The sequence below is a fragment of the Stenotrophomonas sp. SAU14A_NAIMI4_5 genome (assembly GCF_003086795.1).
In the GTDB taxonomy this organism is placed as follows: Bacteria; Pseudomonadota; Gammaproteobacteria; order Xanthomonadales; family Xanthomonadaceae; genus Stenotrophomonas.
In genome coordinates this window covers 4,475,352-4,500,200 of record NZ_CP026003.1, presented here as the reverse complement: position 1 = coordinate 4,500,200, position 24,849 = coordinate 4,475,352, and the positions used below count along the sequence as shown (strand labels likewise).

The 24,849-nt window shown below is 68.1% G+C and carries 13 protein-coding genes and 1 riboswitch; of the genes, 7 read left to right on the top strand and 6 right to left on the bottom strand.

Features of this window, described 5'->3' with window-relative positions; translation table 11 throughout:
• Nucleotides 1–25: 25 nt before the first annotated feature.
• From glyQ to C1925_RS20525, 4 genes are all read left to right on the top strand, one after another.
• Nucleotides 26–937 (top strand): glycine--tRNA ligase subunit alpha, encoded by a 912-nt coding sequence (glyQ, locus tag C1925_RS20540; RefSeq protein WP_108770508.1) that lies wholly within the window; start codon nt 26–28, stop codon nt 935–937.
• Nucleotides 938–1,019: 82 nt separating this feature from the next.
• Nucleotides 1,020–3,095 carry a glycine--tRNA ligase subunit beta gene (gene glyS, locus C1925_RS20535; RefSeq protein ID WP_108770507.1) on the top strand — a complete coding sequence of 692 codons (2,076 nt, stop codon included), beginning with the start codon at nt 1,020–1,022 and terminating at the stop codon, nt 3,093–3,095.
• 226 nt (nt 3,096–3,321) lie between these two features.
• A complete protein-coding gene (locus C1925_RS20530) occupies nt 3,322–5,118 on the top strand; it encodes an autotransporter assembly complex family protein (protein WP_108770506.1) in 1,797 nt (598 codons plus the stop codon).
• A complete protein-coding gene (locus tag C1925_RS20525; RefSeq protein WP_108770505.1) occupies nt 5,115–8,975 on the top strand; it encodes a translocation/assembly module TamB domain-containing protein in 3,861 nt (1,286 codons plus the stop codon). Before C1925_RS20530 ends, C1925_RS20525 begins: the two co-directional genes overlap by 4 nt.
• A 15-nt stretch (nt 8,976–8,990) precedes the next feature.
• Here C1925_RS20525 and C1925_RS21175 read toward each other — a convergent pair whose 3' ends face one another.
• From C1925_RS21175 to C1925_RS20510, 3 genes are read right to left on the bottom strand one after another with little or no spacing between them, the layout of a single operon-like run.
• On the bottom strand, nt 8,991–10,316 hold the full coding sequence (locus C1925_RS21175) for a J domain-containing protein (protein ID WP_174213470.1): 1,326 nt from the start codon (nt 10,314–10,316) through the stop codon (nt 8,991–8,993).
• Nucleotides 10,313–11,701 (bottom strand): hypothetical protein, encoded by a 1,389-nt coding sequence (locus C1925_RS20515; protein WP_108770504.1) that lies wholly within the window; start codon nt 11,699–11,701, stop codon nt 10,313–10,315. Before C1925_RS20515 ends, C1925_RS21175 begins: the two co-directional genes overlap by 4 nt.
• The gene (locus C1925_RS20510) at nt 11,698–13,386 is read right to left on the bottom strand and encodes a molecular chaperone HscC (protein WP_108770503.1); all 1,689 of its coding nucleotides are present in this window, start codon (nt 13,384–13,386) and stop codon (nt 11,698–11,700) included. Before C1925_RS20510 ends, C1925_RS20515 begins: the two co-directional genes overlap by 4 nt.
• Nucleotides 13,387–13,530: 144 nt before the next feature.
• On the opposite strand from C1925_RS20510, the gene C1925_RS20505 reads away from it, so the two are divergent.
• The gene (locus C1925_RS20505; RefSeq protein WP_108770502.1) at nt 13,531–15,678 is read left to right on the top strand and encodes a S46 family peptidase; all 2,148 of its coding nucleotides are present in this window, start codon (nt 13,531–13,533) and stop codon (nt 15,676–15,678) included.
• A gap of 199 nt (nt 15,679–15,877) precedes the next feature.
• Entirely contained in the window at nt 15,878–19,324 is a 3,447-nt protein-coding gene (locus C1925_RS20500) for a PAS domain-containing hybrid sensor histidine kinase/response regulator (protein ID WP_108770501.1), read from the top strand.
• A 39-nt stretch (nt 19,325–19,363) separates the two neighbouring features.
• Here the strand turns inward: C1925_RS20500 and C1925_RS20495 are convergent, their stop codons facing one another.
• From C1925_RS20495 to acs, 3 genes are all read right to left on the bottom strand, one after another.
• Nucleotides 19,364–19,939, bottom strand: coding sequence for a manganese efflux pump MntP family protein (locus C1925_RS20495; protein ID WP_079224342.1), 576 nt, complete (start codon nt 19,937–19,939; stop codon nt 19,364–19,366).
• 10 nt (nt 19,940–19,949) lie between these two features.
• Nucleotides 19,950–20,118, bottom strand: a riboswitch (yybP-ykoY riboswitch).
• Between the two features lie 223 nt (nt 20,119–20,341).
• Nucleotides 20,342–21,007 (bottom strand): response regulator transcription factor, encoded by a 666-nt coding sequence (locus C1925_RS20490; RefSeq protein ID WP_006477308.1) that lies wholly within the window; start codon nt 21,005–21,007, stop codon nt 20,342–20,344.
• Between the two features lie 153 nt (nt 21,008–21,160).
• Nucleotides 21,161–23,104, bottom strand: a complete 1,944-nt coding sequence (acs, locus tag C1925_RS20485) for an acetate--CoA ligase (RefSeq protein ID WP_108770500.1) — start codon at nt 23,102–23,104, stop codon at nt 21,161–21,163.
• Nucleotides 23,105–23,348: 244 nt separating this feature from the next.
• Here acs and C1925_RS20480 point away from each other — a divergent pair, with 244 nt between their 5' ends.
• On the top strand, nt 23,349–24,776 hold the full coding sequence (locus C1925_RS20480) for a DcaP family trimeric outer membrane transporter (RefSeq protein WP_108770499.1): 1,428 nt from the start codon (nt 23,349–23,351) through the stop codon (nt 24,774–24,776).
• Nucleotides 24,777–24,849: the final 73 nt, after the last annotated feature.

Here is a 24,849-nt window from a genome sequence, read left to right as displayed (position 1 = left end):
CCTCTGCCGGCCAAGAATCGTCCGCATGTCCGCGAACCCGACCGTTCCGATCACCTTCCAGGGCCTGATCCAGACCCTGAACCAGTTCTGGGCCCAGCAGGGCTGCGTGCTCATCCAGCCGCTCGACCTGGAGGTGGGCGCCGGTACGTTCCACCCGGCCACCTTCCTGCGTGCGATCGGTCCGGAAGGCTGGAACGCGGCCTACGTGCAGCCGTCGCGCCGCCCGACCGACGGCCGCTACGGCGAGAACCCGAACCGCCTGCAGCGCTACTACCAGTACCAGGTGGCGATGAAGCCGGCGCCGGACAACATCCAGCAGCTGTACCTGGATTCGCTGAAGGCGCTGGGCATCGACCCGCTGGTGCACGACCTGCGCTTCGTCGAGGACAACTGGGAATCGCCGACCCTGGGCGCCTGGGGCCTGGGCTGGGAAGTCTGGCTCAACGGCATGGAGGTGACCCAGTTCACCTACTTCCAGCAGGCCGGTGGCCTGGAATGCCGCCCGGTGCTGGGCGAGATCACCTACGGTCTCGAGCGCCTGTGCATGTACCTGCAGAACTGCGACAACGTCTACGACCTGGTCTGGACCTACGGCCCGGATGGCCAGCCGGTGACCTACGGCGACGTCTACCACCAGAACGAGGTGGAGCAGAGCACCTACAACTTCGAACACGCCGACGTGGAAGAGATGTTCCACCGCTTCGACGCGTGCGAGCGCGAGGCGCAGAAGCTGGTGGAAGTGAACCTGCCGCTGCCGGCCTACGAACAGGTGATGAAGGCCAGCCATACCTTCAACCTGCTCGATGCGCGCCGCGCGATCAGCGTGACCGAACGCCAGCGCTACATCCTGCGCGTGCGCGCGCTGGCCCAGGCGGTGGCCAAGGCCTACTACGAGCAGCGCGAGAAGCTGGGCTTCCCGGGCGCGAAGAAGGCCTGACGGCCTCGCTGCTTTTCATCACCCCATTGCCCCGGGGCGCCGGCCGCGTCGCGCGCTGCGCCCCCACCACAGGATTGAAACGATGAGCCAACTGTCCCCCCTGCTGATCGAACTGGGCACCGAGGAGCTGCCGGTCAAGGCGCTGCCGGGCCTGGCCCAGGCCTTCTTCGATGGCGTTGTCGACGGCCTGCGCAAGCGCGGCGTCGAGCTGGAACTGGGCGATGCACGCCCGCTGTCGACCCCGCGCCGCCTGGCCGTGCTGCTGCCTGGCGTCGGCCTGGAACAGCCGGAACAGCGCAGTGAAGTGCTGGGCCCGTACCTGAACATCGCACTGGATGCCGAAGGCCAGCCGACCAAGGCCCTGCAGGGCTTCGCCGCCAAGGCTGGCATCGACTGGACCGCGCTGGAGAAGACCAGCGACAACAAGGGTGAGCGCTTCGTGCACCGTGCGGTGAGCCCGGGTGCGCGTACCGCCGCGCTGCTGCCGGAGATCCTGCGCGAGGCCATCGCTGCGATGCCGATCCCCAAGCCGATGCGCTGGGGCGACCACGACTGGGGCTTTGCCCGCCCGGCGCACTGGCTGGTGCTGCTGCACGGTGCCGACGTGGTCGAGGCCGAGCTGTTCGGCCTGAAGGCCGACCGCATGAGCCGTGGCCACCGCTTCCACCATGACAAGACCGTGTGGCTGAGCCAGCCGCAGGATTACGTCGAATCGCTGCGCGCGGCCAAGGTGCTGGTCGATCCGGCCGAGCGCCGCGAGCGCATCGTCGCCGAAGTCGAGGCCGCTGCTGGCCAGGCCGGTGGCAGCGCCCGCATCACCGAGGACAACCTGGAGCAGGTGGTGAACCTGGTCGAGTGGCCGGCGGCGGTGCTGTGCAGCTTCGAGCGTGCATTCCTGGCCGTGCCGCAGGAAGCGCTGATCGAGACGATGGAGATCAACCAGAAGTTCTTCCCGGTGCTGGATGACAGCGGCAAGCTGACCGAGAAGTTCATCGGCATCGCCAACATCGAATCGAAGGACGTGGCCGAAGTGGCCAAGGGCTACGAGCGCGTGATCCGCCCGCGCTTCGCCGATGCCAAGTTCTTCTTCGACGAAGACCTGAAGCAGGGCCTGGAATCGATGGGCGACGGCCTGAAGACCGTGACCTACCAGGCCAAGCTGGGCAGCGTGGCCGACAAGGTGGCGCGCGTCTCGGCGCTGGCCGAAGTGATCGCGCCGCAGGTCGGTGCCGACCCGGTGCTGGCCAAGCGTGCCGCACAGCTGGCCAAGAACGACCTGCAGTCGCGCATGGTCAATGAATTCCCGGAACTGCAGGGCATCGCCGGCCGCCACTACGCCGTGGCCGGTGGCGAATCGCCGGAGGTGGCGCTGGCCATCGACGAGGCCTACCAGCCGCGCTTCGGTGGTGATGACATCGCACTGTCGGCGCTGGGCAAGGTGCTGGCGATCGCCGAGCGCGTGGACACCCTGGCCGGCGGTTTCGCCGCAGGCCTGAAGCCGACCGGCAACAAGGACCCGTTCGCCCTGCGCCGCAACGCGCTGGGCCTGGCCCGCATCATCATCGAAAGCGGCTTCGAGCTGGACCTGCGCGCGCTGCTGGCCAGCGCCAACGCCGGCCTGGCCGCGCGCAACGTGCAGGCCGACGTGGGCGAGCTGTACGACTTCATCCTCGACCGCCTGAAGGGCTACTACAGCGACAAGGGCGTGCCGGCCACCCACTTCAACGCGGTGGCCGAGCTGAAGCCGGCTTCGCTGTATGACTTCGACCGTCGCCTTGACGCAATCGGCACGTTTGCCGCGCTGCCGGAAGCTGAGGCGCTGGCCGCGGCCAACAAGCGCATCCGCAACATCCTGCGCAAGGCCGAGGGCGACATCCCGGGCCAGATCGATGCAGCGCTGCTGCAGGAAGACGCTGAGCGCGCGCTGGCCGAAGCGGTCACCGCGGCCATCGACGACACCGGCGCCAGCCTGCACCAGAAGGACTACGTGGCCGTGCTGGCGCGCCTGGCGCGCCTGCGTCCGCAGGTCGATGCGTTCTTCGATGGCGTGATGGTGAATGCCGAAGACCCGGCGCTGCGTGGCAACCGCCTGGCGCTGCTGACCCTGCTGGGCGAGCGCCTGGGCAAGGTCGCGGCGATCGAGCACCTGTCGAATTGATGGGGTGACCCATCCACGCATGGCGTGGATCTACTGGGCCCGGTCACGCAAGGCGTGGATGGGGCGGTAGTGCCGGCCGCTGGCCGGCATTTGCCATGGGTGCCGGCCAGCGGCCGGCACTACCCATATCGTGCAGATAACGCGCACAAAGCTGCGCATTTTGACTGCCACTTAACAACCGATCCCCATTCGCGCGCTGCATTTCGCATCGTCACGCGCGGTCGGTATGCTGTGCCGCATGCAGCCAAAGAAATACGCCCTCCCGCTGATGGTCCTGACCCTGGCCACCACTTCCGTGGCCCATGCGCGCGGCACCATCGACAAGGTGGACATCAAGGGATTGGACAAGGGCGACGACGCCGCGATCATCGAGAACATCCAGGAATCGCTGACGCTGTACGACACCATCGGCAAGGAACAGGGCGAGTCGCGGCTGGAATACCTGCTGTCGCAGGCCGAGCGGCAGACCCGCGAGGCGCTGGAGCCGTTCGGTTACTACAACCCGGAGATCACCGTGGAAGCGCCCCGCCAGGACGAGCGCGTGCAGGTGCATATCCGGGTGGAGAAGGGCGAGCCGGTGCGCGTGCGCCGCGAGCACATCGACATCACCGGCCCTGCCATGTACGACCAGTACCTGCAGGATGACCTGGCCGCGTTCAAGCCGCGCAAGGGCCAGCGCTTCGAACACACCCAGTACGAAGCCAGCAAGATCACCATCACCCGGCGCCTGGCCGAGCGCGGCTACTTCGACGCCGACTACACCCAGCGCCAGGTGCAGGTCACCCGCGCCGAGAACGCCGCCGACATCGACCTGACCTGGGACAGCGGGCGCCGCTACAACATGGGCCCGGTGACCTTCGAGCAGGATTACTTCGTCGACAAGCTGTTCGACCCGCTGGTGTACTGGGAACAGGGCAGCTACTTCCACGAAGGCAAGCTGGACCGCCTGCGCGAATCGCTGACCAAGCTTGATTACTTCAGCGTGATCGACATCCAGCCGCGGCCGGACCAGGCCGACGAGAACGGCGAAGTGCCGGTGGACGTGAAGCTGACCCGGGCCAAGCGCACCATCTATACCTCGGGCCTGAGCTACGGCAGCGAGAGCGGCGCGGGTGTGCGCGGTGGCATCGAGCGGCGCTACGTGAACAGCCGCGGCCACAAGATGAACACCCAGCTGGACTATGCGCAGAAGCGGAAGAGCCTGACCAGCACCTACCGCGTGCCGGCGTTCAAGTGGCTCGACGGCTGGTACGGCTTCACCGCCAGTGCCTACGATGAGCAGACCGATTACATCGACCTGCGCAACTTCAAGCTGATCGCCAGCCGCAGCGGACAGATCAATGAGAACTGGACCGCCATCGCCTCGATGAACGCCCTGCGCGAGCGCTGGCGCTATGCCTCGGGCACCGAGTTCACCAACGCGGTCTACAACACCTCGACCCTGGTCTACCCGCAGCTGGTCGCCGACTACGTCAACGTCGACGATCCGCTGTTCCCGCGCAGCGGCGTCAGCGGCACCGCCACCCTGCGTGGCGGCATCGAGGGCGCCGGTTCGGATACCAGCTTCGTGCAGGCCAATGCCGTGCTGCGCTGGTATATCCCGGTGGGGCAGAGCGACCGCCTGATCCTGCGCGGCGAAGGTGGCACCACCTGGACCAGCGACCTGGTGGCGATGCCGCCGAGCCTGCGCTACTTCGCCGGTGGCGACCGCAGCATCCGCGGCTATGCCTTCCGTGAGGTGGGCCCGCGTACGCCGGCGCCGGACAAGTACGCGCTGGGTGCGAAGAACCTGGTGGTCGGTTCGGCCGAGTACGAGCATTACTTCAAGGGCGGTCCGTGGGGTGCGGCGGTCTTCGTCGACACCGGCAGCGCGTTCGACAACACCATCGACCTGCACACCGGCGTGGGCTTCGGCGTGCGCTGGAAATCGCCGGTGGGCCCGGTGCGCGTGGACATCGCGCACGGCCTGAACAACCCTGATTCGCAGTTCCAGCTGTACCTGAACATCGGAGCGGACCTGTGAGCGCGCAGACCCCGGAGACCCGCACCCCGCCGCCGCCGCGCGTGCGCTTCTACCGCCGCCGCCGCTTCTGGGCGTGGTCGGGCGTGGGCGTCATCGGCCTGGTGCTGCTGGCGCTGCTGGCCGTGTACTGGCTGCTGCAGACCGTGGCCGGCCGTGATGTGCTGCTGGCGCAGGTGGTGGCGCGGCTGCCGGTGGGCGCCAGCTTCACCTGGGACAAGGCGGACGGCCCGGTGGCTGGCCCGCTGACCCTGTACAACGTCGATTTCCGCTACGACGACATCCACTTCCACGCCGAGCGCGCGCACCTGGAGCCGGACCTGCGCCCGCTGCTGGGCCGCAAGCTGCTGCTGGACAAGCTGGAACTGACCAACGCCACGCTCAACCTGGCCAAGAGCGATGAGCCGTTCAAGCTGCCGTCGTGGCCCGATTCGCTGCCGCAGATCGAGATGCCGCTGGCGATCCAGGCCGATGTCATCGCCATCGATGGTTTCCGCATCAGCCAAGCCAATGAGCCGGTGATCGACATCGCCCGCGTGCGTGGCGGCATCGAGATCGCCAATGGCGAGTTCCAGGCGCACAATCTGGTCGTGGACAGCGACATGGGCGATTTCACCGCCCAGGGCCGCTACATCCCGGCCAAGGATTACGACACCGACGTGACCGTGACCGCCGTGCTGCCGGCACCGCGCGGGCGCACTGCCGCCACCCTGGGCCTGGTCGCGCGCGGCGATCTGGCGCACATGGAAGTGGCCGTCGCCGGCCGTGCACCGCAGCCGCTGAAGGCGATGCTGGTGTTCGACGGCCGCACCGACCCGACCTGGAATGCCACGGTCCGCAGCGACGAACTGGACCTGGCGCTGCTGTCGCCGGCGCTGGCGACTTCGGGCATCGCGCCGCTGGCACTGGATTTCACCGCCTCGGGCAAGGGCGGCAACGCCAACCTGCATGGGCGGGTGAAGCAGGGCGAGCAGGAACTGGAACTGGCACCGTCGGTGGTTTCGCTGCAGGACCAGGTGCTGAAGGTCTCGCCGCTGGTGGTGAAGGGCCTGGGCGGCGAAGCACGCCTGGAAGGCACGGCCGATTTCAGCCAGGAAGACCAGCAGAAGCTCAATTTCTCGGTGATCGCGCAGAACCTGACCTGGGTGCCGGCGCCGGACCCGAACACCGCCGGCAGCGCACCGGTACCGGTGACCCTGAAGGAAGCACGCTTCGGCCTGGCCGGCACGCTGCAGGCCTGGGCCGCGATCGGCCGCGCCGACGTGCAGCGCGAGCAACAGAATGCGCAGCTGCGCTTCGATGTGCGCGGTAATGACAAGGCCGCGCAGATCCACCAGCTGCAGGCGCAGACCCCGGGTGGCCAGCTGCAGGTGGAGGGCCAGGTGGCCTGGTCGCCCCAGCTGGACTGGGATGCCAAGGCCACGCTGAAGGACTTCGATCCGGGCTATTTCGTGCCGGGCTGGAATGGCCGCCTGTCGGGCAATCTGGCCTCCAAGGGCCAGCAGCTGCCGCCGCCGGCCAATGCACCGGCCGGCACTGCCGGTACGCTGCAGGCGACCGTGGACCTGCCCTCGCTGAAGGGCACGCTGCGCCAGCGCAACGTCGACGCGCAGGGCAAGTTCGCCCTGCAGGGCGAACAGGGCCAGGGCGAGCTGAAGCTGACCGTGGGCAGCAGCCGGGTGACCGCGTCGGGCAAGGTCGGCGACCGCCTGGACATCGACGCACGCTTCGAGCCGCTGCAGCTGAGCGACCTGCTGCCCGGTGCCGATGGCGGCCTGCGCGGCCAGGTGCAGGTGAAGGGCCCGCGCGATGCGCCGGACATCACCGCCGACCTGGTCGGCAACAACCTCAACTGGGATGGCTACGGCGCCGAAAGCCTGAGCATCAAGGGCCACCTGCCATGGCGTGGCGACAGCGGCACGCTGGCGGTGCAGGGCCAGCAGGTCAACGCCGGCATGCTGCTGGAGCGCTTGAACGTGGATGCGCAGGGCAGCGTGTCCAACCTGCGCCTGGCCGCACAGACGCGCAACGAGATGGGCGCGATCGACCTGCAGGGCAGCGTGCGCCAGCAGGGCACGCAGTGGCGCGGTGAACTGTCCGCGCTGCGCATCGCGCCGATGAAGGGCGATCCGTGGTCGCTGCGTGCACCGGCGACCTTCGCCATCAATGGCGGTACCTACACGCTGTCCGAAGCCTGCCTGGCCACCACCGGCAGTGGCGCTCTGTGCGCGCAGGCCAACTGGCCGCGCGAGGGCGTGGTGGTGCGCAGTGATGCGCTGCCGCTGTCGCTGGTGCAGCCGTGGCTGCCGCCGCAGTCCGGCCGCCGCATCTACCTGCGCGGCGATGTCAGCCTGGACGCGCAGATCCGTCCGCGCGCCAATGCCTGGGAAGGCCACGTGGAAGTGCGCTCGAAGGAAGGCGGCGTGCGCCTGGGCGAGATCCGCAACGCCGGCACCGACAGCACCCGCGGCGAACTGGTGCGCTACGACCAGTTCTCGCTGAAGCTGGACATGACCCCGGCCAGCATCAAGGGCTACCTGGGCATGGGCTTCCAGGGCAACGGCTTCGTCGATGCGAAGATGCAGACCGGCTGGGAAGCCAGTGCGCCTTTGAACGGCGAGCTCTATCTCAACATGTCGCGGCTGTACTGGCTGGAGCTTTTCTCGCCGGACATCGTGCGTCCCACCGGCCTGATCGAAGGCCACGTGAGCCTGCGTGGCACGCGCGGCCAGCCCTCGCTGGGCGGTGACGCGCAGCTGACCAACTTCAAGGGCGAATTCCCGGCGCTGGGCCTGACCTTCGACCAGGGCAAGGGCAGCTTCGTCGCCCAGCCCGATGGCTCGGCCAAGATCACCGCGCAGGCCAACTCGGGCAAGGGCACGCTGTACGTCGACGGCGGCCTGTCCTGGTTCGGCGATGCGCAGCCGCTGCAGCTGAAGATCCACGGCGAGAACGTGCTGGTGTCCAACACCAGCGAACTGCGCATCGTCGCCAACCCCGATCTCGACTTCACCCTGGCCAAGGCGGCGATGGAGCTGCGTGGCACGGTCAACGTGCCCGAGGCCGACATCGACCTGGAGCGCCTGGACCGCGGCACCTCGGTGTCCGAGGACGTGGTGGTGCTGGATCCGGCCGACCCGGAGGAATCGCGCACCTCGCCGCTGGACATGGACCTGACCGTGAGCCTGGGCGACAAGGTGAAGATGACCGGCTTCGGCCTGAAGGGCGGGCTGACCGGCAAGATGCAGGTCTGGGCCAAGCCCGGCCGCGAGATGACCGCCAACGGCGGGCTTGAGGTGAGCGGCCGCTACAAGGCCTACGGCCAGGACCTGACCATCACCCGCGGCAACCTCAACTGGAACTACAACGCCGTCTCCGATCCGCGCATCAACATCCGCGCCGAGCGCCGCATCGGTGATGTCACCGCCGGCATCGACGTGACCGGCCGCGCGCAGCAGCCGCGTGCCGACGTGTGGTCCGACCCGGCGATGTCGCAGTCCGAGGCACTGGCCTATCTGGTGCTGGGCCGCAGCCTGACCAATGCCAGCACCGACCAGACCCAGCAGGTCACCGCGGCCTCGGCGGCGCTGTCGGCCGGCAGCGGCCTGCTGGCTTCGCAGCTGGGCGCCAAGCTGGGCCTGGACGATGCCGGCGTGAGCCAGTCGCGCGCGCTGGGCGGTTCGGTGATCGGTTTCGGCAAGTACATCTCGCCCAAGCTGTACGTCGGCTATGGCGTGTCGATGGTGGGTGCCGGTTCGGTGCTGACCCTGAAGTACCTGCTGCGCCGCGGCTTCGACGTGGAAGTGGAATCGAGCACGGTGGAAAACCGTGGCTCGATCAACTGGCGACGCGAGAAATGACCGGGTCGGGTTCGGTTACCGGTTGGACCAGCGCAACTGCCCGCGATGGCCATGCAGGTCTTTTGCCCAGTAGACCAGGGCCATGACCAGCGCGGGCACGATCAGCACGATGGCGATCATCATGCCCGTACCCCAGGCCTTCTCCCCTGCCGGCGCACAGCGCTGCACGAAGCGCTGGCGGGCCATGCTCAGCACCCCGGTGCTGACCAGGGGCAGCACGAGCAGCGCGGTGAATGGATCGTCGGTGGTACTGAGCAGCGTCTGATGGAACGCAGCCATCACTGCCGCGACCGCCAGTGGAATGGTCAGGATACGCAGCCCCGGCAGGACCGCTGAAGCGTGCTCTGGCAGCGATTGCCAACGAATGAGCGCACGTATCGCGCGGGTTGTCAGCCACAGGCCAGGGGCCAGCAGCACGGCAGTGGCGATGATCAGCACCGCGCGCTGGCCGCCATCCAGCGCGCCATCGGCGGAGGCCGGCAGCGGCCAGCTGGCGACCACGCCCCAGGTGCAGAGCAGACCGAGGACCACACTGATCAGCAGCGCACGCAGGCCATCGGCCTGCCAATGGATGGCATCGCCCTCGCGCCCGAAGCGTGACCAGAACGCGACCTGTCCTGCATCCAGGCCGGGTGGCACGCGAAGGTCGTGCCAGTAGCCGAGCGCCGCCAGCAGGCTGATTGCCTGGTGCGCGCGCGACGGCTGCAGGGTGCTCAGCAGGTTGCGCCAGGCCGGGCGATGCTCGCGCAGGCTGGGAAGCACATCGCTGCCGGGCACCAGCAGCGACTCGCTGATGCCCAGGTAGCGGGTCGCCAGTGCCTGCGCACCGGCGGGTGACAGCAGCCAGCGCTGTTCGCAGCGGCGTGCCACGGCGTCCAGCCAGTGCATGTCCCAGTCCCGTACCGGATCATCCCAGCCGAAATACCCACTGAGCGTCTCGAAGGTGCTGCGCGGCAGCGCCGGTTCGTCCGTCACCAGCTGCTGCAGCACGGCGTGGCCGATGCGCTGCTTGCCGTGCAGCGACCACAGCTCCGGTTGCTGCTGGAGGGCCTGCCGCAGGAGCGCGTCATCGCCCTGTCCGGCCACCTCGACCAGCTGCGCGGCGACGCCCTCGGCGTCCACCGTATCCGTCGATGTCTCCTGCGCCGGGCGGACTTCCGCAGGCGGCGCTGCATCCTCGCGCAGTTGCGCCAGCGCGGCCTGGTAGGCCTCGTGCAGCCGCTGGAACGCCACCGGGTCATCTTCGGGCCGGGTGACCCGCAGCTGCCGCGCATAGGCGCGCTTGATGGCGCGTTCGTCGGCGTCGGCGTCCAGCCCCAGCAGCGCCCTCCAGTCACTCATCGCTGGCGGCACCACACCTGGGTCCAGGCATCGCGCGCCCACAACGCCACTGCGAAGGCGACCGGCAGCTCGGCGTAGCTCATGCCGAGGATCAGCAGTTTCAGGAACGGCACCACCGACAGCAGCAGCCAGCCGTTGAACTGGATCTGCAGGTGGGTGCGCCGCCACCAGCGCCACACGGACAGGCCCAGTACCGGCCAGGCGAGCAGGGTGCCGGCCGTGCGCAGCTCCAGCCCGTGGATCAGCACGATGGCCACGATCGCCAGCAGCGGAATCGGCAGCAGCGCCGCGAGCGCGGATCGATGTGGCTGCTCGTCCTGCACCTGCCAGTGCAGGAAGGTCTGCACCGCGGGGGCGACCGCGCCCAGCAGCACCAGCGCCAGCGCCGCGTACAGTGCCACCCGCGCGTAGGTGGCCATCGGATGGATGCCGGCAGCGCCGTCACCCGAGGCAAACTGGCCCAGCACGCCCACGGCCAGCACCAGCAGCGCGGCGATCACCGCGCACGCGACACCGCGCAGCAGTCCCTGCAGCCAGCGCTCGCGGTTCAGCCGGTGCATTGCGCCGATGTCGCGCCAGAACGTGATCTGGCGGGCCTGCAGCGGTGCCGGCACCGCCGTGTCGTCATCGATGCCCAGGGCATCCAGAGTCTGGTTGAGGTCGCGCCCACGCTGGGGCGACAACGAAGTGAGCAGTGCCTGCCAGTGATTCCACGGACGCGACAGCCAGGCCATGTGCTCGCCGGCCGCAGCGGGCGGGTTCGGCAATCCGCAGCGCTGCAGCAGTTCGGCCAGGCGATGGTGGTTGCCCGGCTGCACCACCCACTGGCGGTGCATCTCCATGCGCCGTGCATCCAGTGCATAGGGATCCACGCCGCTGCCGATCTCGTCCCAGCCGAACCGTTCGGCCAGCACATCGAGGTTGTCGGCCTGCACCGGCTCGGTGGCGGAGAACAGCGCGTCCAGCAGGGCGTCACCGATCCGCGCCTTCCCCTGCAGCGACCACAGTTCCGGCTGCTGCGCCAGCCACTCCTGCAGCGCGTCCGGCTCCTGCTGCACGGCTTCGGCCAGGATGCGGCCGGCGATGGCCTCCACGTCCATGCGCGGGTCGGCCCGCACGTGGTCATTCGCCTGCGGACCCGCGTCATCAACGCTCGGCGCTGCCGATTGCAGCGGTGCTTCCGGTCCGCTGCCGGGCCACGGGGTCTCCTCTGCGGCGCGATCCTTCGCCCATGCCAGTGCGGCCTGGTAGGCCTCATGTAGCTGCTGGAAGGCGACCGGATCGTCCTCCGGGCGGGTCACCCGCAGGCGCTGGGCGTAGGCCCGCTTGATCGCACGTTCGTCGGCATCCTCGCCCAGCTCCAGCACGTCCAGGCCCCAGCTCATGCATCGCGCTCCAGCATGTCCAGCGCCTGCGACAGCTCGCGGCGCTGCTGCTCGATGTGGTGCAGGTCCTGGCCGTCCAGCGCGTGGCGGAACTGCAGCAGCCAGCCCTGCAGCGTGTCGCGCTGATCGATGAACTCCTCGTACAGGCGTTCGGCACGGGCCACCACGGCCAGGTTCTGCTGGGCATCGCGCGGATGGATCTTCAGGTCCTGCAGGGCCTGCAGGCGCTGCTGGATCTCCTCGGGCGACAGCAGGCCCGGGTTCTGTTCCAGGATCAGCTCGTGGCGCAGGCCCGTGGCATCCTCAGTCACCTCCACCTGCAGCAGGCCGTTGATGTCGTAGGTGAAACGGGTGGTGATGCCGCGCTCTTCCATCGGTGCACGATGGGTCAACGGCACGCGCAGCTCGCCCAGCTTGATGTTGCGGTCCACGGTCGGGCTTTCGCCCTGGTAGATGTCGATCACGACTTCGCGCTGGCTCTCGTGGATCGGGAAGAACTGATCCTCGCGGCTGACCGGCACCACGCTGTTGCGCTGGATGATGGGATGGAAATAGCCGCCGCGCGACTGCCCATCCGGCATACGGCGGGACACCTGGGTGCCCAGCGTGTAGGGGCAGACGTCGGTCAGCACCACTTCGCGCAGGGCTTCGTTGCGCTCCTTCAGGCCGGCGGCGACGGTGGCACCCAGGGCGATGGCATGGTCCGGGTGGACATGGCGCAGCGGCAGCCGGCCGAACATGCGGGTGACCAGGCGGCTGACCATCGGCATGCGCACCGCCCCGCCCACCAGCACGATGTCGTCCAGTGCATCCGGCTGCAGCCGTGCATCGCGGATCGCCCGCTCGATCGGGCCGCGCATGCGCTGCAGCAGCGGATCGCACAGCCGGGCGAATCCGGCCTCGTCCAGTTCCCAGCGCAGCCGGCGTTCGCCCAGCGTCAGCTCCAGCGTGCTGCTGCCGGTGTGGCTCAGCTCGCGCTTGAAGAGTTCCAGGTGGCGCAGCAGCTGCGCCCTCTCGCTGTCGGCCAGGGTAGCCAGGTCCAGGCGCTGGTCGGCCAGCAGGGCCTCCAGCAGCACGCTCGAGAAATCCTCGCCGCCGAGGAAGTTGTCGCCGGCACTGGCATGCACTTCGATCACGCCGTCGAACAGCTCCAGGATCGACACATCGAAGGTGCCGCCGCCCAGGTCCAGCACCAGCACCCGACCTTCGCCCTCGCGCTGCTGCAGGCCATAGGCCAGCGCGGCGGCGGTGGGTTCGTTGATCAGGCGCTCCACGCGGATGCCGGCCAGTTCGCCGGCAGTGCGCGTGGCCTTGCGCTGCGCATCGGAGAAGTACGCCGGCACGCTGATCACCGCCTCTTCCACCTTCTGCCCCAGGGCGGCCTCGGCGTCGGCCAGCAGCGAGCGCAGCACCAGCGCCGAGAGCTCCTCGGGGCGGAAGCTGCGGTCGCCCAGGCGGGTCTGCCGGTCGGTGCCCATCCAGCGCTTGAAGTTCGCCACGCTGTGCGCCGGATGGCTGACCAGGCGGTCGCGCGCCGGCTGCCCGACCAGCACCGCGCCATCGGCCAGGCTGACCACCGAGGGCGTCAGTAGCTCGCCATGCGCATTGGGGAACAGTCGACCGCCGCCCGCCTCGTAGATGCCCACCAGCGAATGGGTGGTGCCCAGGTCGATACCGACGATCATGCTGCTTCCCTGACTGCATGTGATGGAACCGCGATTGTAGGCCGACAACGCGGCCGATGAACGCGCCACCCCAACCATCGGCCGTTGCCCCATCGGTCCCCAGCGGCTATGGTCCCGGGCTGTTCTGTACTGCCGGAAACGCCGATGTCTGCCCGTAAAACCCTTCCTGCCGCCCTGGCCCTGGGCCTGACCCTCGCCGCAGGCGCCCATGCCGATGAAGGCATGTGGATGCCGACCCAGCTGCCGGAGCTGGCCAAGCCGCTGAAGGCGGCCGGTTTCAAGGGCAACCCGGCCGAACTGGCCAACGTCACCGCGCCGCCGCTGAGCGCCGTGGTGCGTGCCGGCGGTGGCACCGCCTCGTTCGTTTCCGCCGATGGCCTGCTGCTGACCAACCATCACGTGGCGATGGGCGTGATCCAGTACAACAGCTCGCCCGAGCATGACCTCATCAACGGCGGCTTCATCGCCCAGGGCCGCGCCGACGAGCGCCCGGCCAATCCTGACTTCCGCGTGCTGGTCACCGTCGGCTTCGACAAGGTGACCGACCAGGTGCTGGCCCAGGCGAAGGGCAAGACCGGCCGCGCCTACTTCGACGCCGTCGATGCGGCCAGCAAGCAGATCGTGGCCGAGTGCGAGAAGGACGGCAGCGTGCGCTGCTCGGTGGCCAACATGTACTACGGCACCGATTTTTACCGCATCGCCCAGCTGGAACTGAGCGACGTGCGCCTGGTCTACGCGCCGCCGCGCGCGATCGGCAACTACGGCGATGAGATCGACAACTTCATGTGGCCGCGCCACACCGGCGATTTCACCCTGCTGCGCGCCTATGTCGGCAAGGACGGCAAGCCGGCCGCCTACAGCAAGGACAACGTGCCCTACCAGGCGCCGGCGCACCTGCAGATGTCGGTGGAAGGCCCGAAGGAAGGTGATTACGCGATGCTGGCCGGTTACCCGGGCATCACCTACCGCCACCGCACCGCCGCCGAATTCGCCGGCCAGATCGACACCGTGCTGCCGCGCCGCGTCTCGGTGTTCCAGCAGATGATCGACACCATCGAGGCGGCCAGTGCCAACGATGCGCAGGCACGTACCCGCTACGCCTCGCAGCTGCAGTCGCTGAAGAACAACCGCAAGCGTGCCGCCGGTGAGCTGGAAGGCCTGCTGCGCAGCGATGCCAAGGCCCAGCGTGCGGCCGACGAAACCGCCATGCTGGCGGCCACCGACCGCAGGTACCAGGCCGACATCAAGGCGCTGCTGGCCAACCTGTCGCAGGGTGCGGCGGTGGGCGAGCGCGACCTGCTGCTGGACCAGATGGCCCTGCAGACCCAGCTGCTGCGCTCGGCGCTGCTGCTGGAACGCCTGCGCATCGAATCGGCCAAGCCGGACGCGCAGCGCGAAACCGGCTACCAGCAGCGCGACCAGGCGATGATCGAGGGCGTGCTCAAGCAGGTGCAGCGCCGCTACGCACCGGAGGTCGAGAAGGCCCTGCTGACCCGCCTGCTGACCCGCTACCAGCAGCTGCCGGACGCGCAGCGCGTGGCCGAGTTCGACACCGCCTTCGGCCGCACCCCGGAACAGCTGGCCAAGGCCCTGGACAGCCTGTACGCCGGCACCCAGCTGGGTGACGAGGCACAGCGCCTGTCCCGCTTCGCCGCCGCCCGCGAAGGCAAGGCCCTGGCCTCCGATCCGCTGATCGCCGTGGCCGGCCCGCTGGTGGCCGCGCAGCTGCGCATCGAGAACGAGAGCAAGACCCGCGAAGGCGAGCAGCTGCGCCTGCGCCCGGCCTACATGCAGGCGCTGTTCGCCTGGCGTGCCAAGCAGGGCCGCGCGGTGTACCCGGACGCCAACCGCACCCTGCGCATCAGCTACGGCAAGGTCGAAGCGCTGCACCCGCGTGACGGCGTGACCTACTCGCCGGTGACCACCGTGGCCGGCATCGTCGAGAAGAACACCAACGCCTACCCGTTCGATGCGCCCAAGCCGCTGCTGGCGGCCATCGCCAAGGGTGATTTCGGCAGCACCGCCGACCCGGCGCTGAAGACCCAGACGGTCAACTTCCTGACCAACCTGGACACCACCGGCGGCAACTCCGGCTCGCCGGTGCTCAACGCCAAGGGCGAACTGATCGGCCTGAACTTCGACAGCAACTGGGAATCGGTCAGCGCCAGCTGGTGGTTCGACCCGCGCTTCAAGCGTGCCGTGCACGTGGACATGCGCTACCTGCGCTGGCTGCTGGCCAAGGTCTACCCGGCGCCGGAACTGCTGAAGGAAATGGGCGTCCCGGCGGAGTAAGGCCGGTTGCGGGTGGGCGCCTACCTCCTTTGGTGGGTGCCCACCGTCCACCTCTCTTGGTGGGTGCCCACTGTCCACCTCTTCTGGTGGGTGCCCACTGTTAGTGGGCACGGATGCCCCGTCACGACCAACGGTCGTGACCTACCAGAATGGCCAACGGTCGTGATCTACTGGCCCCTGTCCTGACGGAAACGCGCGCGTGGTCTCCAGCTGGATCCTGCTGCTGGTCTCGGTTGCCTATGCCGCGCTGCTGTTCGGCGTGGCGTGGTGGGGCGACCGTCGACCGATGTACCCCGACCGGCCGTGGCTGCGGCCGGTCGTCTACAGCCTGGCGCTGGCCGTGTACTGCTCGTCGTGGACCTTCTACGGCGCGGTAGGCACCGCGGTCCGCCACGGCGTGGGCTACCTGCCGATCTACATCGGCCCGCTGCTGATGCTGCTGTTCGGCTGGCGCATCATCGAGCGCCTGGCGCTGGTGGCGCGCAGCCAGAACGTGGTGTCCATCGCCGATTTCATCTCCTCGCGCTTCGGCCGCTCGCGGCGGCTGGCCGCGCTGGTGGCGATCATCGCCCTGATCGGCATCGTTCCGTACCTGGCGCTGCAGTACAAAGCGGTGGCGATGAGCCTGCAGGTGCTGACCGGCAACACCGGCCCCACCGGCTTCTTCACCGACCCGGCGCTGTACGTGGCGCTGCTGATGGCGCTGTTCGCGACCCTGTTCGGTACCCGCCAGGTCGATGCCACCGAGCACCACCACGGCATGATGCTGGCCATCGCCTTCGAATCGGTCATCAAGCTGCTGGCGATGCTGGCGGTGGGCGTGTTCGCCTACCTGTGGCTGAGCAACCGCACCGATGCGGTGGTGCAGTCGGTGCATACGCTGTTCACCGGCCTGCCGCCGGTGGGCTTCATCTCGCAGACGCTGCTCAGTTTCCTCGCCATCATCTGCCTGCCGCGGCAGTTCCACGTGGCCGTGGTCGAGTGTGGCGACGTGCGTGACGTGCGCCGCGCGCGCTGGATGTTCGGCGGCTACCTGGTACTGATCTCGGCGATGGTGCTGCCGATCGCCACGGCCGGCGTCACCCTGTTCGGCACCGGCGGGACCGTGGCCGACGATGCGATGGTGCTGGCCCTGCCGCTCGCCGAAGGGCGCAACGCGCTGGCCTTGATCGCCTACGTCGGCGGCTTCTCGGCGGCCACCGGCATGGTCATCGTGGCCTCCATCGCGCTGGCCACCATGGTCAGCAACGACCTGGTGATGCCGGTGCTGCTGCGCCGCAGTGGCGACCACCAGGAAGCGGCCGACATGGCCTCGCGCGTGCTGTGGATCCGCCGCATGGCGATCCTGCTGCTGGCCCTGATGGCCTACAGCTACTACCGCAGCAGCAGCAACGACAGCAGCCTGGCCTCGTATGGCCTGATGGCCTTCGCTGCGGTGGCGCAGTTCGCGCCGGGCCTGATCGGTGGCCTGTACTGGCGCGGCGCCAGCCGCCGTGGCGTCGAGGCCGGCATGGTGCTGGGCTTTGCCACGTGGATATACACGCTGCTGCTGCCGGCGATGACCATGGCTGGCTGGGTGGATGCGACCTGGGTGAGGCACGGGCCGTTCGGCGTGGAGTGGCTGCGCCCGCAGCAGCTGTTCGGCATGACCGGCTGGGACCCGCTGACCCATGGCACGTTCTGGTCGCTGCTGGTCAACGTGGCCACGATGATGCTGGTGTCCGCGCGCTGGCGCCCGGGCGTGGACGAACGCCTGCGGGCCGCGCCTTTCCTCGATCCCTATGCCGAGCGACCCTCGGTGGCCGGCGGCTGGCCCGGTCATGTGCACGTGGGTGACCTGCTGGCACTGGCCTCGCGCGTGGTCGGCGAGCGCCACGCACGGCGCTCGTTCTTCGAACAGGCGCAGTCGCTGGGGCGCGAGCTGCAGTCGACGGCGCCGGCCGACCGGCCCTGGGTGCAGTTCACCGAGCGCCTGCTGGCCGCGTCCATCGGCGCCGCGTCCGCGCGCCTGCTGCTGACCAGCCTGCTGCGCGGCTCGGGCATGGACCTGGGCGAAGTGGTGGCGGTGCTGGACGAAGCGGGGCAGGAGCTGCGCTTCAACCGCGAGATCCTGTCCACCACGCTGGAAAACATCAGCGCGGGCGTCAGCGTGGTCGACCCGGACATGCGCCTGACCGCCTGGAACCGCCGCTACCAGGACATGTTCGGTTACCCCGACGGCATGCTGTACGTGGGCCGCCCCGTCGCCGACCTGATCCGCTACAACGCCGAACGCGGCGAGCTCGGCGAGGGTGATATCGAAGTGCAGATCAACCGCCGCATCGGTTACATGCGCGCCGGCTCACCGCACGTGTTCGAGCGTACCCGCAGCGACGGCAAGGTGATCGAGATGCGCGGCCAGGCGCTGCCCGGCGGCGGTTACGTGACCAGCTACAACGACATCACCGACTACAAGCACGCGGAAAAAGCGCTGCTGGAAGCCAACGAAACGCTGGAACAGCGCGTGGCCGAACGCTCGCACGAAGCCGAGGTCGCGCAGCAGTCGAAGACCCGCTTCCTCGCAGCGATCAGCCATGACGTGCTGCAGCCGCTGAACGCCGCGCGCCTGTTCGCCTCGGCATTGCGTGACAGCGACCATGTGAGCGACGAACAGAAGCACCTGGCCGAACGCGTGGATGCCTCGCTGCGTGCGGCCGAGGAACTGCTGGATGGTCTGCTGGACGTCTCGCGGCTGGATGCCGGTGGCCTGCATCCGGTGATCGGCGAGTTCGACGTGAGCGCGCTGATGCGCGAACTGGCCGCGCAGTACACGCCGGTGGCGGCGGGGCGCGGCCTGCGCCTGGACCTGTTCGCGCGTACCACCTGGGTACGCAGCGACCGCCGCCTGCTGCGCCGCGTGCTGCAGAACTTCCTCGCCAATGCGCTGCGCTACACCCGTCAGGGCCGCATCGTGCTGGCCGTGCGCCAGCGTGGCGATGAAGTGGAACTGCAGGTGTGGGATACCGGCCCGGGCATCCCCGAGCACCACATGCGGCAGATCTTCGACGAATTCCATCGCTACCAGCAGCCCTTCGACTGGGGCGAGCAGGGGCTGGGCCTGGGCCTGTCGATCTGCCAGCGCATCTCGCGCCTGCTCGACCACCGCCTCAATGCACGCAGCAGGGTCGGCAGCGGTTCGATGTTCTCGATCATCCTGCCGCGCGTGGCGCCGTTGCCGGGCTACAGCGAGCCGCTGCTGCCTGCCCAGGCCGCCGCACCGCCGGTGCGCAGCGATTCGCTGGCCGGGATGCGCGTGCTGTGCGTGGACAACGACGAGGAGATCCTCGACGGCATGCGTGCGCTGCTGGGCCGCTGGCAGGTGCAGGTGATCACCGCATCGACCGTGGACCAGGCGCTGGAAAAGGTGGCCGAGCAGCCGCAGGTGATGCTGGTGGATTACCACCTGCACGACCGCATGGACGGCCTGGACGCGCTGGTGGCACTGCGCGAAGCGGCCGGCTACCCGTTGCCGGGCGCGCTGCTGACCGCCGACGGCCGCGATGAACTGAAGCGCATGGCCCGCGAGCGCGGTTATCGCGTGCTGACCAAGCCGATCAAGCCGGCCTCGCTGCGCGCCTTCCTCGGCGCGCTGCGCGACGCGAGGTAACGCCGGCCGCTGGCCGGCAACCCCGCAATCCTCACGGTGTTACGCCACGCCGTGCAGGTGTTCGTACAGGATCGTCGAACCGATGATCACCAGGATCACGCCGCCGATGATCTCGGCGCGCTTGCCGACCATGCCACCCAGCACGCGGCCGAGCATGATGCCGGCGGTGACCATGGTCAGCGTGCACAGGCCGATGACCGCTGCCATCACGCCGATATGCACGTCCATGAAAGCCAGGCCGATGCCCACCGCCATCGCGTCGATGCTGGTGGCGAAGCCGGTCAGCGCCAGCTTCCAGAAACCGTGGTGCTGCGAGGGATCCTCGTCCTCTTCGCCGCTGTCCGGGCGCACGCCGTTGATGATCATGTGCACGCCCAGTGCGACCAGCAGGCCGAACGCGATCCAGTGGTCGAAGGCCTCGACGTACTGCAGGGCGGCGCGGCCGAGCAGCCAGCCGATGATGGGCGTGATCGCCTCGATGACGCCGAAGATGATGCCGGCGCGCAGTGCATCGCGGAATACCGGCTTGCGCATGGCCGCACCCTTGCCGATCGCGGCAGCGAAGGCATCGGTGGACATGGCAAAGCCGATCAGGAGGATCGAAACAGGGGACATTGGCGGCTGCTGAAGGTCGGGCAAGGACGGACGCACGGCTCGCGCTCGCGCCCAACCTGACGTTGCGCGCGCGGGCCGCTGGTCTCGCCAACCATCATGGTTGTCCACGCCACGGCGCACTGGCCGAGTATGTTGACGTGGACGATTCCTGCGTAGGAATCCGGCTACTCCCCAAGGGGACGCGAAGCTTAGCATCGCGATCCGCGCATGGCGCATTTCCGGGTAAACGCGCAGGCAGGGCTGGTTTGTATAGCGAAGGCTATATCGCGGGCGCAGCGATGCCTGGTAGTGCCGGCCGCTGGCCGGCAGGTGCGTCGGTAGAAGCGTGCCAAGCAAGCTTGGCAGCTACCAGAGCAGTTCCAGTGATTCCAGGCGGATGCCGGCCAGCGGCCGGCACTACCGTCAGTCTTCTTCCGGCGGCAGCACGATGGCGTCGTCGTCGATCGCCAGCTTGCCGGCCATCAGCACGGCCTGGGTGCGGTTGGTCACGCCCAGCTTGCGCAGGATGGCGGTGACGTGGGCCTTGATCGTGGCCTCGGAGACGTTGAGGTCGTAGGCGATCTGCTTGTTCAAGCGGCCTGCACCGAGCATCTGCAGCACGCGGAACTGCTGCGGCGTCAGTTCGCGCAGGCGCTGGCCGACTTCGCGTTCCTCGCTGCCGGTGGGCGGCACGTTGTGCGCTTCTGGCGGTGCCCAGGTCTCGCCATCGAGGATGGTGCCCAGCGCGTGGCCGATCGTGTCCGAGTCGGCCGACTTGGGAATGAAACCGAGCGCGCCATGGTCGAGCGCGCGGCGCATCACCGTCGCTTCTTCGCGCGCGGACACCACTACCACCGGCAGGTGCGGGTGCAGCGAGCGCATGTGCACCAGCGCGTTGAACCCCTGCGCGCCGGGCATGTTGAGGTCCATCAGGACCAGGTCGGCGTCGTTGTGCTGGTCGGCCAGCGCGTACAGCGCTTCCACGCTGTCGGCCTCGAACAGCTGCACGCCCGGGATGACCCGCTGTACGGCCCCTCGCAGGGCTTCGCGGAACAACGGGTGGTCATCGGCAATCAGGAGGGTGGTCATGGTCGGGGGGAACCGTGGGGGAAAACAGTGCGGGGTCAGATCCCTTTCCGTCAGGAAAGGGCTCTGACCCCTTGGTGGCCGGAGTTCACTGGGGTCAGAGCCCTTTCCTGGTGGAAAGGGATCCGACCCCGAAGCCCCGGCCCGGATGGTCCATCAGCGGACCTTGCGCTCGTCCACCAGCGACGCCACGACCGACGGATCGGCCAGGGTCGAGGTGTCGCCAAGCTGGTCCGGCGCGTTCTCGGCGATCTTGCGCAGGATGCGGCGCATGATCTTGCCCGAACGGGTCTTGGGCAGGCCCGGTGCCCACTGCAGGTGGTCCGGCGTGGCGATGGGGCCGATTTCCTTGCGCACCCAGGCGACCAGTTCCTTGTGCAGCTCGTCGCTGGGGGTCTCGTCGGCCACCAGGGTCACATAGGCGTAGATGCCCTGGCCCTTGACGTCGTGCGGGAAGCCGACGACAGCCGCTTCGGCCACCTTCGGGTGCGACACCAGCGCGCTTTCCACTTCGGCGGTGCCGATGCGGTGGCCGGATACGTTGATCACATCGTCCACGCGGCCGGTGATCCAGTAGTAGCCATCCTCATCGCGGCGGCAACCGTCGCCGGTGAAGTAGCTGCCCGGGTAGGTGCGGAAATACGTATCGATGAAGCGCTGGTGGTCGCCGTACACCGTGCGCATCTGGCCCGGCCAGGAATCACGGATGATCAGGTTGCCCTCGGTCGGGCCGTCCTGCACTTCGCCATCGGCATTGACCAGCGCCGGCTGTACGCCGAAGAAGGGCAGGGTGGCCGAACCCGGCTTGAGGTCCATCGCGCCGGCCAGCGGCGAGATCAGGATGCCGCCGGTCTCGGTCTGCCACCAGGTATCGACGATCGGGCAGCGGCTGTCGCCCACCACTTCGTAGTACCAGCGCCAGGCTTCCGGGTTGATCGGCTCGCCGACGCTGCCAAGCAGGCGCAGCGAGGCGCGCGAGGTCTTCTTCACCGGCTCCTCGCCCTCGCGCATCAGTGCGCGGATGGCGGTCGGGGCGGTGTAGAAGATCGTCACCTTGTGCTTGTCGATCACGTTCCAGAAGCGCGAGGTGTCCGGGTAGTTCGGCACGCCTTCGAACATCAGCGAGGTCGCGCCGTTGGCCAGCGGGCCGTACACGATGTAGCTGTGGCCGGTGACCCAGCCGACGTCGGCGGTGCACCAGTAGATGTCGTCCTCGCGCAGGTCGAACACCGCTTCATGGGTGTAGGCCGCGTACAGCAGGTAGCCGCCGGTGGTGTGCAGCACGCCCTTCGGCTTGCCGGTGGAACCGGAGGTGTAGAGGATGAACAGCGGGTCTTCCGCGTTCATGCGCTCGGGCTCGCAGGTCGACGGCTGGCTGTCCACTACGTCGTGGAACCAGCGGTCGCGCGGGGCCTGCATGTCGACCGCGCCGCCGGTGTGGCGCACCACCAGCACGGTTTCAACCGTGTTGGTGCCCGGCAGCTTCAGCGCGGCATCGACGTTGGCCTTCAACGGAATCTTTCGACCACCGCGCAGGCCTTCGTCGGCGGTGATGATCAGCTTGCTCTGGCAGTCGCTGACGCGGTCGGCGATCGAGTTCGGAGCAAAGCCGCCGAACACCACCGAGTGGATCGCACCGATGCGCGCGCAGGCCAGCATGGCCACGGCCGCGTCGACGATCATCGGCAGGTAGATGGTGACCCGGTCGCCCTTCTTGACGCCCAGGTTGCGCAGTGCGTTGCCGAGGCGGCAGGTGCGCTCGTACAGCTCGCGGTAGGTCACGTGCTGGACCGGCGCGTCCGGGCCGTCCGGTTCGAACAGCAGGGCGGTCTTGTCGCCGCGCTTTTCAAGCTGGCGATCCAGGCAGTTCACGCTGGCATTGAGCTCGCCGTCCTCGAACCACTTGATGTGGAAGTCGGCCAGGTCGTAGCTGACGTTCTTGATCTTCGTCGGCTTGCGCATCCAGTCCAGCCGCTCGGCGGCCTTGCCCCAGAACGCATCCGGGTCGGACACCGAAGCCTGGTACTGCTGCTCATAAGACGTCTTGTCGATGCGTGCCTTGGCGGCGAACTGCGGATCGACGGGGTAGATATCAGCCATGGCACCCTCACTTGCACGTTGACTTTGTATGTGCGGTCGCAGCATTGCAACGACCCTCCGCCACCAGTTTGCCCCATCCACCCCCGGTCGCGTCACCACGGCGCTTAGACCATGGTCGAAAGTCGGCGCCCTGCAGGCCCGGGTTCGACCAATGGCGAATACCGCTATACATAAACGCCCCGCAGTCTCGGCTCGACCGTGCCCCACGCGCGGCATCACCTTGCCACTTGGGAGAGAGGGCAACATGAGCCACCGTACGTTGAAAGCCGTGCGCAAACCTTTGGCGGCCTGCCTGCTGGTCGCCCTGGTCGCACCGGGCATGGCGTTCGCAGAGACCGCCAAAGAGAAAGCGCTTGAATCACGCGTTGCCGAGCTGGAACGCCAGGTCCAGGCGCTGTTGTCCTCGCAGCAGCAACAGCAGACCCAGATCGTGCAGACCCAGCAGGCCGTGACCGATGTCCGCGCCGTGCAGGCCGAGCAGAAGCCGGTCGCGCAGGTGCCGGCCGGCAAGCAGCCGATCCAGGTCACCACCATCACCCCGGGCGCCGCGCCGGGCACCACGGTCAAGATCGGCGGCTTCATCAAGGCCGATTTCATGGCCACCCAGACCAGCGATGGCCAGCTGGCCGACGATGCCACCGGCCGCGCGCTGTACCTGCCGGGCCAGACCCCGGTGGCCGGTGCCGGCGGCTCGGGCAAGCGCTCGGACGTGGACTACAACGCCCACGCCAAGTTCTCGCGCTTCAACATCGGCATCGACAACGTCAGCGAATCGGGCAACAAGGCCGGCGCGATGTTCGAGATGGACTTCTTCGGCAACTCGCTGGGCAACCAGACCGCCACCAACACCTATGGCGTGACGCTGCGCCACGCCTACATGTACTGGAACAACTGGCTGGCCGGCCAGACCTGGTCCAACTTCATGGATGCGGCGGCACTGCCGGAAGCGGTCGACTTCGTTGGCCCGACCGATGGCGTGGTGTTCGTGCGTCAGGCCCAGGTGCGCTACACCCAGGGCGGCTTCAGCGTCGCCCTGGAAAACCCGGAAACGACCACCCTCACCGGTACCCGCAACCCGGTCACCGGCGTGTGGACCAACGCCAGCGCCAACTCCGACCGTGGCAGCCTGCCCGACCTGACGATGCGTTATGGCTGGAAGGGCGACTGGGGCACCTTCGGCGTCGGCGGCATCGTCCGCCAGCTGAAGGTCGACAACCAGGCCACCGGCGCCAAGGCCGACAAGGTGGCCGGCGGCCTGACCCTGGGCGGCAAGTGGGTGATGGGCGGCAACGATTCGCTGCACTACCAGCTGACCGGTGGCGAGGGCATCGCCCGCTACATCGGCCTGGGCGTCACTGCGGATACCGCCTATGACATCGCCCGCGACGAACTGAACCCGACCGGTGTGCTGGCCGGCTACGTGGGCTGGCGCCATGCCTTCTCGCCGAAGCTGCGCACCAACCTGATCTACGCCCGCAGCGACTACGACAACGACGGCAGCCTGGGGCCGCTGGTCACCAAGAGCGTGCAGAGCATCCGCGGCAACATCTTCTACACGCCGATGCCCAAGGTCGATATCGGTGCCGAGTACATGTACGGCGTGCGTGAGATCGAAGATGGGCGCAAGGGCGACATCAACCGTCTGCAGTTCACCACGAAGTACAGCTTCTGAATAAGTGCCGACCAACGGTCGGCACCTGCCTAGATCGAGTGCCGACCAACGGTCGGCACCCACCAACAACGAT

What these genes read in the sequence shown, in the direction of transcription:
- glyQ (WP_108770508.1), top strand. Translation starts at nt 26, where the DNA reads ATGTCCGCGAACCCGACCGTTCCGATCACCTTCCAGGGCCTGATCCAG.
- glyS (WP_108770507.1), top strand. Translation starts at nt 1,020, where the DNA reads ATGAGCCAACTGTCCCCCCTGCTGATCGAACTGGGCACCGAGGAGCTG.
- C1925_RS20530 (WP_108770506.1), top strand. Translation starts at nt 3,322, where the DNA reads ATGCTGTGCCGCATGCAGCCAAAGAAATACGCCCTCCCGCTGATGGTC.
- C1925_RS21175 (WP_174213470.1), bottom strand. Translation starts at nt 10,316, where the DNA reads ATGAGTGACTGGAGGGCGCTGCTGGGGCTGGACGCCGACGCCGACGAA.
- C1925_RS20515 (WP_108770504.1), bottom strand. Translation starts at nt 11,701, where the DNA reads ATGAGCTGGGGCCTGGACGTGCTGGAGCTGGGCGAGGATGCCGACGAA.
- C1925_RS20510 (WP_108770503.1), bottom strand. Translation starts at nt 13,386, where the DNA reads ATGATCGTCGGTATCGACCTGGGCACCACCCATTCGCTGGTGGGCATC.
- C1925_RS20505 (WP_108770502.1), top strand. Translation starts at nt 13,531, where the DNA reads ATGTCTGCCCGTAAAACCCTTCCTGCCGCCCTGGCCCTGGGCCTGACC.
- C1925_RS20495 (WP_079224342.1), bottom strand. Translation starts at nt 19,939, where the DNA reads ATGTCCCCTGTTTCGATCCTCCTGATCGGCTTTGCCATGTCCACCGAT.
- C1925_RS20490 (WP_006477308.1), bottom strand. Translation starts at nt 21,007, where the DNA reads ATGACCACCCTCCTGATTGCCGATGACCACCCGTTGTTCCGCGAAGCC.
- acs (WP_108770500.1), bottom strand. Translation starts at nt 23,104, where the DNA reads ATGGCTGATATCTACCCCGTCGATCCGCAGTTCGCCGCCAAGGCACGC.
- C1925_RS20480 (WP_108770499.1), top strand. Translation starts at nt 23,349, where the DNA reads ATGAGCCACCGTACGTTGAAAGCCGTGCGCAAACCTTTGGCGGCCTGC.